Origin of the sequence: Streptomyces bungoensis, from assembly GCF_001514215.1 — a bacterium.
Lineage (GTDB): Bacteria > Actinomycetota > Actinomycetes > Streptomycetales > Streptomycetaceae > Streptomyces > Streptomyces bungoensis.
Genome location: NZ_KQ948855.1, coordinates 60,975 through 75,060 on the forward strand (window position 1 = coordinate 60,975; position 14,086 = coordinate 75,060).

General features: G+C 73.7%; 12 protein-coding genes and 1 pseudogene. 6 read left to right on the forward strand and 7 right to left on the reverse strand.

The features are described from left to right. Nucleotides 1–10 precede the first annotated feature (10 nt). From hutH to AQJ66_RS12770, 3 genes are all read right to left on the reverse strand, one after another. Nucleotides 11–1,549, reverse strand: coding sequence for a histidine ammonia-lyase (gene hutH / locus AQJ66_RS12760; RefSeq protein WP_061920328.1), 1,539 nt, complete (start codon nt 1,547–1,549; stop codon nt 11–13). A gap of 85 nt (nt 1,550–1,634) precedes the next feature. After that, nucleotides 1,635–2,777, reverse strand: a complete 1,143-nt coding sequence (locus tag AQJ66_RS12765; protein ID WP_061920330.1) for a GGDEF domain-containing protein — start codon at nt 2,775–2,777, stop codon at nt 1,635–1,637. A gap of 84 nt (nt 2,778–2,861) precedes the next feature. Continuing rightward, nucleotides 2,862–3,656, reverse strand: a complete 795-nt coding sequence (locus AQJ66_RS12770; protein ID WP_061920331.1) for an enoyl-CoA hydratase/isomerase family protein — start codon at nt 3,654–3,656, stop codon at nt 2,862–2,864. An 844-nt stretch (nt 3,657–4,500) separates the two neighbouring features. Between AQJ66_RS12770 and AQJ66_RS12775 the strand changes: the two genes are divergently transcribed. Continuing rightward, entirely contained in the window at nt 4,501–5,145 is a 645-nt protein-coding gene (locus tag AQJ66_RS12775; RefSeq protein ID WP_244162827.1) for a hypothetical protein, read from the forward strand. Between the two features lie 63 nt (nt 5,146–5,208). Here the strand turns inward: AQJ66_RS12775 and AQJ66_RS12780 are convergent, their stop codons facing one another. Both AQJ66_RS12780 and AQJ66_RS12785 read right to left on the reverse strand, forming a co-directional pair. Then, nucleotides 5,209–6,324 (reverse strand): adenylate/guanylate cyclase domain-containing protein, encoded by a 1,116-nt coding sequence (locus AQJ66_RS12780; RefSeq protein WP_061920334.1) that lies wholly within the window; start codon nt 6,322–6,324, stop codon nt 5,209–5,211. 164 nt (nt 6,325–6,488) lie between these two features. Continuing rightward, nucleotides 6,489–7,349 (reverse strand): biotin--[acetyl-CoA-carboxylase] ligase, encoded by an 861-nt coding sequence (locus AQJ66_RS12785; RefSeq protein WP_061920337.1) that lies wholly within the window; start codon nt 7,347–7,349, stop codon nt 6,489–6,491. Between the two features lie 111 nt (nt 7,350–7,460). On the opposite strand from AQJ66_RS12785, the gene AQJ66_RS12790 reads away from it, so the two are divergent. The 4 genes from AQJ66_RS12790 (at nt 7,461) to AQJ66_RS12800 (ending at nt 10,158) form a co-directional block, all read left to right on the forward strand. Then, on the forward strand, nt 7,461–9,065 hold the full coding sequence (locus tag AQJ66_RS12790; RefSeq protein WP_061920339.1) for an acyl-CoA carboxylase subunit beta: 1,605 nt from the start codon (nt 7,461–7,463) through the stop codon (nt 9,063–9,065). 23 nt (nt 9,066–9,088) lie between these two features. Then, the gene (locus tag AQJ66_RS12795) at nt 9,089–9,298 is read left to right on the forward strand and encodes an acyl-CoA carboxylase epsilon subunit (RefSeq protein ID WP_061920341.1); all 210 of its coding nucleotides are present in this window, start codon (nt 9,089–9,091) and stop codon (nt 9,296–9,298) included. Between the two features lie 82 nt (nt 9,299–9,380). Next, the gene (gene mmpB / locus AQJ66_RS40620; RefSeq protein WP_279617320.1) at nt 9,381–9,509 is read left to right on the forward strand and encodes a morphogenic membrane protein MmpB; all 129 of its coding nucleotides are present in this window, start codon (nt 9,381–9,383) and stop codon (nt 9,507–9,509) included. 28 nt (nt 9,510–9,537) lie between these two features. Further along, nucleotides 9,538–10,158: a Maf family protein gene (locus AQJ66_RS12800; RefSeq protein ID WP_061920343.1), complete on the forward strand. Its 621-nt coding sequence runs from the start codon at nt 9,538–9,540 to the stop codon at nt 10,156–10,158. A 76-nt stretch (nt 10,159–10,234) separates the two neighbouring features. On the opposite strand, the pseudogene AQJ66_RS12805 reads toward AQJ66_RS12800, so the two are convergent. Then, nucleotides 10,235–10,726, reverse strand: a pseudogene (locus AQJ66_RS12805) (hypothetical protein); the annotation flags it as partial. Between the two features lie 372 nt (nt 10,727–11,098). Here AQJ66_RS12805 and AQJ66_RS12810 point away from each other — a divergent pair. Further along, nucleotides 11,099–12,871 carry an acetyl/propionyl/methylcrotonyl-CoA carboxylase subunit alpha gene (locus AQJ66_RS12810; RefSeq protein WP_061920345.1) on the forward strand — a complete coding sequence of 591 codons (1,773 nt, stop codon included), beginning with the start codon at nt 11,099–11,101 and terminating at the stop codon, nt 12,869–12,871. Between the two features lie 186 nt (nt 12,872–13,057). Here the strand turns inward: AQJ66_RS12810 and AQJ66_RS12815 are convergent, their stop codons facing one another. Next, nucleotides 13,058–13,984 carry a DeoR/GlpR family DNA-binding transcription regulator gene (locus tag AQJ66_RS12815; protein WP_079060204.1) on the reverse strand — a complete coding sequence of 309 codons (927 nt, stop codon included), beginning with the start codon at nt 13,982–13,984 and terminating at the stop codon, nt 13,058–13,060. Nucleotides 13,985–14,086 lie beyond the last annotated feature (102 nt).

Below are 14,086 nucleotides of genomic sequence, written 5' to 3' on the forward strand. Positions count from 1 at the left end.
GCCATGCCGGTTACCGCAGCGGCCCGGTGACCGTCTCCACGGCGGCGACGAGCGCCCCGCTGCGGACGAACGCGTCGGCGGCGGCCAGGTCGGGCGCCAGGAACCGGTCCGGCCCGGGGCCCCGCACGCCCGCGGCGCGCGCGGCCTCGATCACGGCCCGCGAGGCGGGCGCCGGGGTCAGGCCCTCGCGCAGCTCGACGGCGCGAGTGGCCGCGTACAGCTCGATGGCGACGATCCGGGTGAGGTTGTCGACGGCGGTACGCAGCTTGCGGGCGGCCGACCAGCCCATGGACACGTGGTCCTCCTGCATGGCGGAGGACGGGATGGAGTCCGCGGAGGCGGGCACGGCCAGCCGCTTCATCTCGCTCACCAGCGCGGCCTGCGTGTACTGGGCGATCATCAGCCCGGAGTCCACTCCGGCGTCGTCGGCGAGGAACGGCGGCAGGCCGTGGCTGCGGTTCTTGTCCAGCAGCCGGTCGGTGCGCCGCTCGGCGATGGAGCCGAGGTCGGCGGCGGCGATGGCGAGGAAGTCCAGCACGTAGGCGACGGGCGCGCCGTGGAAGTTGCCGTTGGACTCCACCCGGCCGTCGGGGAGCACCACCGGGTTGTCGACGGCGGAGGCCAGCTCCCGCTCGGCGACGACCCGGGCGTGGGCGAGGGTGTCGCGTCCGGCACCGGCGACCTGCGGGGCACAGCGCACCGAGTAGGCGTCCTGGACGCGGGGCGCGTCGTCCTGGTGGTGCCCGGTGAGCTCGGAGCCCTCGAGCACGGCGAGCATGTTGGCGGCGGAGGCGCCCTGCCCCGGGTGCGGGCGGATGGCGTGCAGCTCGGGCGCGAGGACCTTGTCCGTGCCGAGCAGCGCCTCCAGGCTGAGGGCGGCGGTGACGTCGGCGGACTTGTACAGGGTGTCGAGGTCGGCGAGGGCCATGACCAGCATGCCGAGCATGCCGTCGGTGCCGTTGAGGAGGGCCAGGCCCTCCTTCTCGCGCAGCTCGACGGGCTGGATGCCGTGCTCGGCGAGCAGCTCGCCGGCGGGCCGTACGGTCCCGTCGGGGCCCTCGGCGTCGCCCTCTCCCATGAGGGTGAGGGCGCAGTGGGACAGCGGGGCCAGGTCGCCGGAGCAGCCGAGCGAGCCGTACTCGTGGACGACCGGGGTGATCCCGGCGTTGAGCACGTCGGCCATGGTCTGGGCGACCTCGGGCCGCACGCCGGTGTGCCCGGAGCAGACGGTCTTGAGCCTGAGGAACATCAGGGCCCGGACGACTTCCCGCTCCACCCGCGGCCCCATGCCGGCGGCGTGGGAGCGGACGATGTTGCGCTGCAGCTGGGCGCGCAGCTCGGGGCTGATGTGCCGGGTCGCCAGGGCGCCGAAGCCGGTGGAGACGCCGTAGACCGGGTCGGGCTTGGCCGCAAGGGCGTCCACGATCTCCCGGGCCGCCGCCAGGGCCGCCACCGCTTCGGCCGACAGCTCGATGCGGGCACCGCCGCGCGCCACGGCGAGAACGTCGGACGCGGTGACACCGGACGTCCCCACCACCACAGTGTGCATATCCATATTCAGGAGCGTACGCATTGAATGCGTTGATGTCACCAGTGGGGCGGCGGATTGACCCTTACCCTCGCTGTGCGCCGCGTCACGGCTCCCGCCCGCGGAAGCGGCGCCGCTCGCCGTGCGCGGGGGACGCCTCGTCCGCCAACCGTACGACCGGATCGTCCGGGCCCTCCCGGCCGGCCACCACCGGCCGCTCGGCGCGCAGGGCCTTGGCCCGGTACTGCGCGGCGTCGGCCAGCCGGAACAGCCGCCGGGCCGACCGCACCGGCCCGATGGGATCCCCGGTCGAGGCGACCCCGCAGGCCACGCCCTCGCCGAGTTCCAGCTCGGCGGCGCGCCGGCACAGCTCGTCCGCCGCCTTCACCACGTCGTCGGCCGGCCGCCCCACCGCGAGCAGGCAGAACTCGTCCCCGCCGAGCCGGGCCACGAGCGCGCCCGGCACCATCGCCCCGCACAGGGACAGCACCGAGCCGAATCGTTCCAGCAGCCGGTCGCCGACGGCGTGCCCGAGGGTGTCGTTGACCCGCTTGAGCCCGTTGAGGTCGCAGACGACGAGGCTGACGACCACGCCCTCCACCCGGTGCCGCTCGACGGCCTCCTCCAGCCGTACGTCCACGGCGCGCCGGTTGGCCAGGCCGGTGAGGGCGTCGGTGAACGCGAGCCGGCGGGCCTCCTCCAGCCGCTCGGTCTGCGCCAGCCCGGCGGCGACGACGGCGGCCAGGACGGTCGCGAAGTCGGCGTCCCCGCGCCCGAACAGCGGCGCCCCGGCCGGCCGGGCCACGTACAGCTCGCCCCAGGCCCTGCCGTGCAGCACGACGGGGGCGACGACACAGCATCCCCGGCCGCGCCGGCGCAGGGCGGCCACCCGCTGGTGGAAGTACCCGGGGGTGCCGGCGGCGGGCCCTTGGGCGGTCTCCACCCACGCGTTGGGCCCGCCGCCGCCCGCCCACCGCTCGTGCAGGAACTCGGTGATCTCCGGGAACTGGTGCACCGGGTAGGCCTCGGTCTCCGGAAACTCCTCCTCGTCCGGTGCCCGCTCCCCCACGTTGACGAGAACGCGCAGCCGCCCCAGCTCCCGCTCCCACACCGACAGCGCGGCGAAGCTGCCGTCCAGCGCCCGGCACGCGCCGAGGGCGGCGGCCCGCCACGACTCCCGCGGGGTGTGCGCCGCCGCCATCCCCTGAGCCAGCGTCACCACGTCGGCGAGCCGGTTGTCCTCACCCATTACTCCAGGTTAGGGACGAACACCGGCAAGAGGGATATTTATGGAGCGATCAAGTGAAACCGCGCATGCGGCGTGCGGCCGCGATCACTCACCCGGCCACTGCGGCCTGCGCTTCTCGTTGAAGGCCGCGACGCCCTCCGCCCGGTCCCCGGAGAACGCCACCGACCGCCAGGCCGCGTCCTCGACCTCCAGCCCGGCCGGCAGGTCCAGCCCGTGCCCCAGCCGCAGTGCCCGCTTCGCGGCCCGCAGGCCCACCGGCGAGTTCCCGGCGATCCGCTCGCCCAGCGCCAGCGCCTCCTCCCGGTCCCGGCCCTCGTCCACCAGCAGATCGACCATGCCCAGCTCGGCGGCCTCCGGCGCCTCCACCCGCCGCGCCGAGAAGATCAGCTCGGCGGCGCGCGCCGCACCGACCCTGCGCGGCAGCAACTGCGTGCCGCCGCCGCCCGGGATCACGCCCACGGACACCTCCGGCAGCCCGACGACCGCCGTACGGTCCGCCACGATCAGGTCGCAGGACAGGGCCAGCTCGAACCCGCCGCCCAGCGCGAAGCCGTGCACCGCCGCGATCGTCGGCATCGGCAGCTCCAGCACGCCGGTGTACGCCCCGCGCGCGACGGGCCGCTGCCGCACCAGGTCGGCGTCGCTGAAGGAGTTCCGCTCCTTGAGGTCCGCACCGACGCAGAACGCCCGCTCGTGGGAGGACGTCAGCACGGTCACGCGTACGTCCCGGTCGGCGGCGAGCGCGGCACAGGCTCCCGCGATGGAGCGGGCCATCTCCGTCGAGACGGCGTTCATGGCCTTGGGCCGGTCCAGCACCAGCTCCGCGACGTGCCCGTGCCGCCGCACCAGCACGAACTCCCCGAACCGCTCCTCGCTCATGACACCCTCCGGTTAACGCGGGTTAACTTCTGCCGCCCCGATCATCGCAGCCGTACCCCGCCCCGGAAAAGAGCCGCCGCCGTTGCCTGTTCTACCCCCGTTCGAGTGACATCCCGACTGTTCCGCCCCACACCCCCCACAGCCCGGCATAACGTGCGCACCGCCACGACGCGCCCCGGGCGCGCGGCGGGGAGGGGACCTGATGACACCGATACGTGGAGAGTCCGGCACGGCGGGAAGACCGCCGGCACCTGCCGAGGCGGGGACGACGGAGACGCGGGCGGCCGGCGCGGCGGAGACGGTCCGCCCTGGAGCGGCGGGTCCGGCCGGAGCCGCCGACGGGCAGCGTGCTGCCGCGGCCGGGACAGCGGACGCGGACGATGCGGCCGGTACGGCCCGGTCGGCCGAGGCCGCTGAAGCGGCGAAGCCGGCCGAGGCGACGGCAGCGGCAGCCGCCGGCAGGACAACCGCAGCCGAGCCTGTCGAGGCGGCCGGCGCGACGCACCCCTCCCAGGCCGCCACCGCGGCGAAGGCCACGGCGGAGTCGGCAGAGGCCGCTGCCCCGGCCCCGTCAGCGGAACCGGCCGCAGAGGCCGAGCCCCCCGCTTGGGCCGCCGCCCCAGCGGAAGACCCGGCAGAGCGGACCGACGCCGCTGCCCCAGCCACACCGGCGGAACCGGCCACACAGGCCCAGGCAGCCACCACAGCGCAGGACCCGGCAGAGCAGACCGGCACCACCGCCCCCGCCACACCAGCCGAACCGTCCGCGGAGGCCCAGCCCCCCGCTCCTTCGACCGCACCGCGGACCGGCGCGGCGGACACCGTCCGGGCCACCACCGCAGCGGTGGACACGGTGGAGTCGGCGGAGGCCGCCGACCCAGCCGCAGCGACGGAGCCGGAACCAGCGGAGCCGACCGCGGAGACCACGCCCACCGCCCGGCAAACAGCGCCCCACCTCCTCCCCCACGGCCGCCACCGCAAGCCCCGGCACCGGAAGGTGCTGATCGCCGCCGGGGGGCTGGCCCTGGCCGTCGGGGTGCTGAGCCTGGTGCGGGTGGCGCCGGAGTCGGGGCTGGGCGGTCCGGGTACGGCGGAGGCCGACCCCCGGGTCCACCCGGGCGCCGGGGCGAGTGCCCGGTCGGCGGCCCCGTCCGCCGGCAAGGCCGCTCGCCCGCGCGCCGTGCCCTCGGCCACCTCCGTCATGGGCGGGGTGAGCGCCGCGCCGACGACGTCCGGGGCGGCCGCGACGCCCCCCTCGGCGAAGCCCACCCGGCTTCCCGGCACCCCGTCCGGCGGGGCCCCGCAGCCGACGACCGCACCGACCAGCACCGCGCCCCGCCCAGCCCCCGACGCCCCCACCCCCACCGGAACGGCCCCCGCACCGGCCCCGAGCCACAGCACCACCGCCCCCACACCGGGCGGCGGACTGTGCCTGCCACTGATCAGCCTGTGCGTAGGGGATCTGCTGGGCGGGAAGAGCAGCCGCTAGGCAGGCCCCCCACGACGACCCGACACCGTGGGAATCCGCTGGGCGGAAAGCAGCCGCTGGGCCCTAGGCGGAGCCCGTGCGGCGGCCGAGCAGCCACGGCTCGACCACGCCGAGTCCGCGCACCGGCCGCTGCCACATGGGCTGGAGCGCGAAGCGGTACGTCGGCGGCTCCTCGCCCTCCTTCTCCGCGGCGGCCGCCGCCTCGGCGGCCTCGGCCTCCGAGGCGGGCGCCTCGCCGGTGCGGATCAACTCCTCCGCGAAGGCGCTGTCCACCAGCACCGCGTCCCGCGGCGCTATCGACGTCAGCCGGGAGGCGAGGTTGACGGTCGTACCGAACACGTCGCCCATCCGGGTGGTCACCGTGCCGAACGCCATCCCGACCCGCAGCTCGGGCATCGTCTCGTCGTTCGCCATCGTCTCGACCAGGCGCAGGGCGATGTCCGCGGCCGTACCGGAGTCGTCGGCGACGTACAGCACCTCGTCCCCGAGGGTCTTGATGAGCCGGCCGCCCCGGGCGGCCACCAGGTCGGCGGCGGTCGTCTCGAACGCCTCGACCAGCTCGCCCAGCTCCTCCTCCTCCATCCGGCGGGTCAGCCGCGTGAACCCCACCAGATCGGCGAAGCCGACCGCGAGCCGCCGGTCGACCATCTCCTCGTCGTCGGCGGTCTGCACGACCCGCCCGGCCGAGGCGGCCAGCTGGCGGCGCCACACGTAGACGAGGAACTCCTCCAGCTCGGGCAGGAGCAGCTCGACGATCGGGTACGTCACCTCGGTGCGGGTCATGCCCGGCTCGGGAGGCTCGGTCAGCCCCTCCAGGAAGGAGTCGATCTGCCATTCGGCCAACCGGGCGGTCGTCTGCCCCGTCGACCGGGCCACCTGCACCGCCATGGCCTCGCTCAGCAGGCCCGCCTCCACCAGACCGGCGAGGCGGCGCAGCGCCAGGACGTCGGCCTCGGTGAGGGCCTTGGCCTGGCCGATGTCGGCGAAGCCCATCGCCCGCCAGAACCGCGAGGCCAGCTCCATGGAGACACCGGCGCTCCGGGCCGCCTGGAACGGGGTGTAGCGCCGCTCGGCGCCCAGGATGAGCTGTTCGAGGCGCAGCGCGAGCGGGTCCTCGCCGGAGTCGGCGGCGTGGGGGTCCCCCCGGTCCGCACCGGAGCCCGTGTCGTCGACGGTCACGCCTGCTGCCCTTCCGATCTGCCACGGTCAGGTATCGACCGGCCTCAACTCTACGGCAGGTGTGCGCCAGCTCACTCCGCTGGGTTTGGCCGAAGGTCCACTTGCGCGGGGACGCTCCGGGCCGTCCCCGCCCACCATGCCGCACGGGCGCCGCGGGCGCTCGCTCACGCGGGGCGCAGGTGCACGATGTCCCCCGCTCCCACGGGCTCCTGCACCCCTTCCCGGGTGGCGATGACCAGCCGCCCGTCGCCGTCGACCGCCACCGCCTCGCCCACGATCGAACGCTCCCCCGGCAGCTCGGCCCGCACCTCGCGCCCCAGGGTGGCGCAGCCGGCCGCGTACGTCTCCTGCAGTCCGCTGGCGGCCGGGTCGCCCCCGGCCGCCCGCCAGCGCCCGTACCAGTCCTCCAGCGACCGCAGCACCGCGCGCAGCAGCGGATCGCGGTCCGTGCTCACCGCCCCGGCCAGCACCAGCGAGCCCGCCTGGGGCACGGGCAGTTCCCCGGCCCGCAGCGTGACGTTGATCCCGACGCCGACGACCACACCGCCCTCGCCGGCCCGCTCGGCGAGGATGCCCCCGGCCTTGCGCTCCTCGCCTCCGACCTTCACCAGCAGGTCGTTGGGCCACTTCAGCGCCGTGTCCACGCCCGCCGCGCGGGACAGGCCCGTCGCCACCGCCACGCCGGTGAGCAGCGGCAGCCACCCCCAGCGGGCGATGGGCACCTCGGTGGGCCGCAACAGTACGGAGAAGAACAGCCCGGACCGCGGCGGCGCGGACCACTGGCGGTCCAGCCGCCCGCGCCCGGCCGTCTGCTCCTCGGCGACGAGCACCGCGCCCTCGCCCGCGGTGCCGGCCGCGGCCCGCTCCACCAGGTCGGAGTTGGTCGAGCCGGTGCGCTGGACCAGCTCCACCCGGGACCACAGTCCGCCCTCCCGCACCAGCCCGCGCCGCAGCGCCGCGGCGTTCAGGGGCGGACGGTCCAGGTCGGACCAACGGCTGTCGTCTGAGGCATTGTGCGGTGTCATGCAAGTCACCCTAGGTGTGGGAAACGCCGCACTGCCGACCCGGAGGCACACCACTACGCTACGGATGAGTAACCGTCCCCCCTTTTGAGCAGGCAGGGAGCCGCGATCCCGATGTCCGAGCCGGAAGAGCGCCACGAGATCGACATCCACACGACCGCGGGCAAACTCGCGGGTCTGCAGCGCCGTATTCACGAGGCGACGCACGCCGGCTCGGAGCGCGCCGTCGAAAAGCAGCACGCCAAGGGCAAACTGACGGCCCGTGAGCGCATCGAGCTGCTGCTCGACGAGGGATCCTTCGTCGAGCTCGACGAGTTCGCCCGCCACCGCTCCACCCACTTCGGCCTGGAGAAGAACCGCCCGTACGGCGACGGCGTGGTCACCGGGTACGGAACCGTCGACGGCCGCCCGGTGGCCGTGTTCTCACAGGACTTCACGGTCTTCGGCGGCGCCCTCGGCGAGGTCTACGGCCAGAAGATCGTCAAGGTGATGGACTTCGCGCTGAAGACCGGCTGCCCGGTCATCGGCATCAACGACTCCGGTGGCGCCCGCATCCAGGAAGGTGTCGCCTCGCTCGGCGCGTACGGCGAGATCTTCCGCCGCAACACCCACGCCTCCGGCGTCATCCCGCAGATCAGCCTGGTCGTCGGCCCCTGCGCGGGCGGCGCGGTGTACTCCCCCGCGATCACCGACTTCACGGTCATGGTCGACCAGACCTCGCACATGTTCATCACCGGCCCGGACGTCATCAAGACCGTCACCGGCGAGGACGTCGGCTTCGAGGAACTGGGCGGCGCCCGCACCCACAACACCGCCTCCGGTGTGGCCCACCACATGGCCGGGGACGAGAAGGACGCCATCGAGTACGTCAAGCAGCTGCTGTCGTACCTGCCGTCGAACAACCTCAGCGAGCCGCCGGCCTTCCCGGAGGAGGCCGACCTCGCCGTCACGGACGAGGACCGCGAGCTGGACACCCTGGTCCCGGACAGCGCGAACCAGCCGTACGACATCCACACGGTGATCGAGCACGTCCTGGACGACGCCGAGTTCTTCGAGACGCAGGCGCTGTTCGCGCCGAACATCGTCACCGGCTTCGGCCGGGTCGAGGGCCGGCCGGTGGGCATCGTCGCCAACCAGCCGATGCAGTTCGCCGGCTGCCTCGACATCACGGCGAGCGAGAAGGCCGCGCGCTTCGTGCGCACCTGCGACGCCTTCAACGTCCCGGTCATCACCTTCGTCGACGTGCCGGGCTTCCTGCCGGGCGTCGGCCAGGAGCACGACGGCATCATCCGCCGCGGCGCCAAGCTGATCTTCGCCTACGCCGAGGCGACCGTCCCGCTGATCACGGTCATCACCCGCAAGGCCTTCGGCGGCGCCTACGACGTCATGGGCTCCAAGCACCTGGGCGCCGACCTGAACCTGGCCTGGCCGACGGCCCAGATCGCCGTGATGGGCGCCCAGGGCGCCGTCAACATCCTGCACCGCCGCACCCTGGCCGAGGCGGAGGCGAGCGGCGAGGACGTGGAGGCGGTGCGCGCCCGGCTGATCCAGGAGTACGAGGACACGCTCCTCAACCCCTACGTCGCGGCCGAGCGCGGCTACATCGACGCGGTGATCATGCCGTCCGACACCCGCCGCCACATCGTCCGCGGCCTGCGTCAGCTGCGCACCAAGCGGGAATCCCTGCCTCCGAAGAAGCACGGCAACATCCCCCTCTAGGCCCGCCGACCCTGGGAGCGGTCATGAACATCAAGGTCGTACGAGGCAATCCGACCCCGGAGGAGCTGGCCGCCGCCCTGGCGGTGGTCCGGGCCCGCGCCGCGGCGGCGGCAGCCCTGCCGCCCGGCGCGCCCACCCCCCGCGACTCCTGGTCGGACCCGTCCCGCATCGCGACGACACACCTGCCGGCACCGGGCCCGACGAGCTGGACCCGCACGTACTGGCCGAGCTGAGGCGGCGTCCTCAGGTGCGCCGGGCGCCGATCTGAGTACCCCTACTCAGGCGCCCGGCCCGCCGAGGCCGCACGCTGGTGGCATGTTGTGGTCAGACCCCGAGGACGAACCGCCGAAAGAACTCCGCGACACGCAGGAGATGCTCCGGCGGCTGGGCCTCCTGATGGCTCTGGCCGCGGTCCTCACGATGATCGTGATCGGCCTGAGGTAGCGCGGCGCGCCCCGCTAACCTGGGCCGCATGACCGCCACACCGCGCAGACGACTCGTACTGGCCTCCCAGTCCCCGGCCCGCCTGGGCCTGCTCCGCCAGGCCGGCCTGGCCCCCGAGGTGATCGTGAGCGGGGTCGACGAGGACGCCGTCACCGCGCCCACCCCGGCCGAGCTGGCGCTCGCCCTCGCGGAGGCCAAGGCCTCGGTGGTGGCGGCGAAGCCGGAGGTGCAGGGCGCCCTGGTGATCGGCTGCGACTCGGTGCTGGAGCTGGACGGGCAGGCGCTCGGCAAGCCCGCCGACGCCGAGGAGGCCACCGCCCGCTGGAAGTCCATGCGCGGCCGGGCCGGCGTCCTCCAGACGGGGCACTGTGTGTGGGACACCGCGGCCAAGCGGTACGTCTCCGCGACCGCGTCCACCGTCGTCCGGTTCGGCGAGCCGACGGACGAGGAGATCACCGCGTACGTCGCCTCCGGCGAGCCGCTCCACGTCGCCGGGGCGTTCACCCTGGACGGCCGTTCGGCGCCGTTCGTCGAGGGCATCGACGGCGACCACGGCAACGTGATCGGCATCAGCCTGCCCCTCGTCCGGCGGCTGCTGGCCGAACTGGGCGTGGGGATCACCGACCTGTGGACACCGGCTGCCGACTGACCTGGGCGGGGACGGTGTCCTGCGGCTCCTCGTCGCCGTCCTGCGGCGCGTCGCCGCGGCCGTGCGGCTCCGCCGCGGGGTGCGCGGGCGGCTCGGCCGGCGCGCCGGGCTCGGTCCCGGCCTCCGGGTGGCCGCCCGTCAGCGGGTCGCCCCCGGCGACCTCCTGCCCGGGGCCGGGCTCACGGTCGTAGGTCACCAGGAGCAGGACGATCAGGGCGAGCATCACCAGCATGAACAGGAACGCGGGCCAGCCCACCAGGCCCAGCGCGAACGCGCCCAGCAGGGCGTGCACCACCGCGGCGCTGATCAGCAGGACGCGGCCGAGGCCGGCGGGGGCGCGGTCGCGGATCGCGACGAGCAGGGCCACCAGGGCGCACGCGGCGAAGTAGAGCCCGAAGACGACGCCCCCGGCCTTCGAGGACGTCGACATCACCTGGGGGTCGAGGCCGGCCATGGACATCTGCTGGTGGTCGACGACCACTCCGAGGAACCAGTTCAGCGCCCCGATTCCGAACGCCTCGGCCAGGAGCACGACCGCCACGACCCACGCCACCGGTCTGCGCACCACCGGTCCCACCCACTTTCGACCTCAGCCCTAGCAGGCTGCTGTTACCTGAAGTACGTTCGCGTCTCCGTGAGGCTACTAACGGGTAAACCCGGGGACAAGGGTTCGGTCACCGGCAAAGAATCGTTGGGCCATTCGTAGGGACTCGACAAAGAAACGAAGTGGGCCGCAGCACGCGCCCACAGAGACCTTGACCACACGACGGGGCTAGGGTTTTCCGGTGGAGTCCTGCGCATCACGGCGCGACAAGGGTTTTCGCGGGTCGAGCGAGCCTCGCATCACGCTCCGTGTGGGCAAGCTCACCATGGGGGACGGGTCGATGTGACTCGTCGGCAGTCCCTAAACTCGGCTTGTTTCAAGGAGGGAGCCTCAATCGTGCGCAAGGTGCTCATCGCCAACCGTGGCGAAATCGCTGTCCGCGTGGCCCGGGCCTGCCGGGACGCCGGGATCGCGAGCGTGGCCGTCTACGCCGACCCGGACCGCGACGCTCTGCATGTCCGCGCCGCGGATGAGGCGTTCGCCCTGGGCGGTGACACCCCGGCCACCAGTTATCTCGACATCGAGAAGGTACTGAACGCGGCGCGGGAGTCCGGCGCGGACGCCGTGCACCCGGGCTACGGCTTCCTGTCGGAGAACGCGGAGTTCGCGCAGGCGGTCCTGGACGCCGGTCTGAACTGGATCGGCCCGCCCCCGCACGCCATCCGCGATCTCGGTGACAAGGTCGCCGCCCGGCACATCGCCCAGCGGGCCGGCGCCCCGCTGGTGGCCGGCACCCCGGACCCGGTGTCCGGCGCCGACGAGGTCGTGGCCTTCGCCCGGGAGAACGGCCTGCCGATCGCCATCAAGGCCGCCTTCGGCGGTGGCGGGCGCGGCCTGAAGGTCGCCCGCACCCTGGAGGAGGTCCCGGAGCTGTACGACTCGGCGGTGCGCGAGGCGGTCGCCGCCTTCGGGCGCGGCGAGTGCTTCGTGGAGCGCTACCTGGACCGCCCCCGGCACGTGGAGACCCAGTGCCTGGCGGACAAGCACGGCAACGTGGTGGTCGTCTCCACCCGTGACTGCTCGCTGCAGCGCCGCCACCAGAAGCTGGTCGAGGAGGCCCCGGCGCCGTTCCTCTCCGAGGAGCAGGTCGCCGAGCTGTACCGCGCCTCCAAGGCCATCCTGAAGGAGGCCCGCTACGAGGGCGCGGGCACCTGCGAGTTCCTCGTCGGCCAGGACGGCACGATCTCCTTCCTGGAGGTGAACACCCGCCTGCAGGTGGAGCACCCGGTGACCGAGGAGGTCGCCGGCATCGACCTGGTCCGCGAGATGTTCCGCATCGCCGACGGGGAGGAGCTGGGGTACGACGACCCGGTGCTGCGCGGCCACTCGTTCGAGTTCCGCATCAACGGCGAGGACCCGGGCCGCAACTTCCTGCCGGCCCCCGGCACGGTCACCGCCTTCGACCCGCCGTCCGGCCCCGGTGTCCGCCTGGACGCGGGCGTGGAATCCGGCTCGGTCATCGGCCCGGCGTGGGACTCCCTGCTGGCCAAGCTGGTCATCACCGGCCGCACCCGCAAGGAGGCCCTGGAGCGGGCCGCCCGCGCCCTGGAGGAGTTCCAGGTCGAGGGCATGGCGACGGCGATCCCCTTCCACCGCGCGGTGGTGCGGGACCCGGCGTTCGCACCCGAGCTGACCGGCTCCGACGAGCCCTTCACGGTCCACACCCGCTGGATCGAGACCGAGTTCGTCAACGAGATCAAGCCGTTCGCAGCCCCGGCCGACGCCGAGGCGGAGGAGGAGGGCGGCCGCGAGACGGTCGTCGTCGAGGTCGGCGGCAAGCGCCTCGAGGTCTCCCTGCCGTCCTCGCTGGGCATGTCCCTGGCCCGCACCGGCCTCGCGGCGGGCGCCAAGCCGAAGCGCCGCGCGGCCAAGAAGTCCGGCCCCGTGGCGTCCGGTGACACCCTCGCCTCCCCGATGCAGGGCACCATCGTGAAGGTGGCCGTCGAGGAGGGCCAGGAGGTGCAGGAGGGCGACCTGGTCGTCGTCCTGGAGGCCATGAAGATGGAGCAGCCCCTCAACGCCCACAAGGCGGGCACCATCAAGGGCCTGAACTTCGAGGTCGGCGCCTCGGTCACGTCCGGCGCGGCGATCTGCGAGATCAAGGACTGACGGCACGGACCCGCGCGACGCCCGGCAGCCCCCGAAACGGCGGCCTGCCGGGCGTCCGCATGTCGGCCTCCGGAAAGGCGACGCACCTCGGAGGCGCGGGGGACCACGCGGGCGACCGCGACGCGCCGACACCCGCACGACGGCTTCCGCCCCTGCGGCGGACAGGCGCCGACGTGCGCAGCCCCCTCAGCGCCTGCGGAGGTCGGCCACCCGTCCCCGCTCGGTGCCCGCCGGCTGCTCCCCCAGGACGCCGCGCAGCCCTCCGCCGGGCGTCCCCCGCCGGGGCCCCGGCAGCGGGGACCGCTGGCGCGCGGTGGGCAGCTCGCCTCCTCCGGCCCCCGCCACGGCGATCTGCACGCCCTGGTCCGCGAGAGCCTGCAGCTCCGTGGCGGCCCGGTCGTCGTGCCCCGGAGGCTCGTCGGTGACGAGGCGCGTGATGACGTCCGTCGGCACCGTCTGGAACATCGTGTCCGTGCCGAGCTTGGTGTGGTCGGCGAGGACCACGACCTCCGCCGCGGCCTGCACGAGGGCCCGGTCGACGGACGCCGACAGCATGTTGGACGTGGACAGCCCGCGCTCGGCGGTGAGCCCGCTCCCGGACAGGAACGCCTTGGACACCCGCAGTCCCTGCAGGGACTGCTCCGCTCCGGAGCCGACGAGGGCGTAGTTGGAGCCGCGCAGGGTGCCGCCGGTCATCACGACCTCCACCCGGTTGGCGTGGGCGAGCGCCTGGGCCACCAGCAGGGAGTTGGTGACGACGGTCAGCCCGGGCACCCGCGCGAGCCGGCGGGCCAGCTCCTGCGTGGTCGTACCCGCGCCGACCACGATGGCCTCGCCCTCTTCGACGAGGCTCGCGGCGAGGTCGGCGATGGCCGTCTTCTCGGCGGTCGCGAGATGGGACTTCTGCGGAAAGCCGGACTCCCGCGTGAACCCGCCCGGCAGTACCGCACCGCCGTGCCGGCGGTCGAGGAGTCCTTCGGCCTCCAGTGCGCGCACGTCCCGCCGTACGGTCACTTCGGAGGTCTGGACGACGCGGGCGAGTTCACGGAGCGACACGGCACCGTTCGCTCGCACCATTTCGAGGATCAATTGACGACGTTCTGCAGCGAACACGAAACTGACAGTAACCCCAACGACCGTCTGGTTTCAGCAGTTTGCGCCGAATAACAGAAGTTGTTCGCATGGCACGGCGGGAAGTGGTATAGGACGTTATTC

Excerpts from the sequence above, each read along its gene's own strand:
- hutH (WP_061920328.1), bottom strand. The coding sequence starts at position 1,549 with ATGCACACTGTGGTGGTGGGGACGTCCGGTGTCACCGCGTCCGACGTT.
- AQJ66_RS12765 (WP_061920330.1), bottom strand. The coding sequence starts at position 2,777 with ATGGGTGAGGACAACCGGCTCGCCGACGTGGTGACGCTGGCTCAGGGG.
- AQJ66_RS12770 (WP_061920331.1), bottom strand. The coding sequence starts at position 3,656 with ATGAGCGAGGAGCGGTTCGGGGAGTTCGTGCTGGTGCGGCGGCACGGG.
- AQJ66_RS12785 (WP_061920337.1), bottom strand. The coding sequence starts at position 7,349 with ATGACACCGCACAATGCCTCAGACGACAGCCGTTGGTCCGACCTGGAC.
- AQJ66_RS12790 (WP_061920339.1), top strand. The coding sequence starts at position 7,461 with ATGTCCGAGCCGGAAGAGCGCCACGAGATCGACATCCACACGACCGCG.
- AQJ66_RS12795 (WP_061920341.1), top strand. The coding sequence starts at position 9,089 with ATGAACATCAAGGTCGTACGAGGCAATCCGACCCCGGAGGAGCTGGCC.
- mmpB (WP_279617320.1), top strand. The coding sequence starts at position 9,381 with ATGTTGTGGTCAGACCCCGAGGACGAACCGCCGAAAGAACTCCGCGAC.
- AQJ66_RS12800 (WP_061920343.1), top strand. The coding sequence starts at position 9,538 with ATGACCGCCACACCGCGCAGACGACTCGTACTGGCCTCCCAGTCCCCG.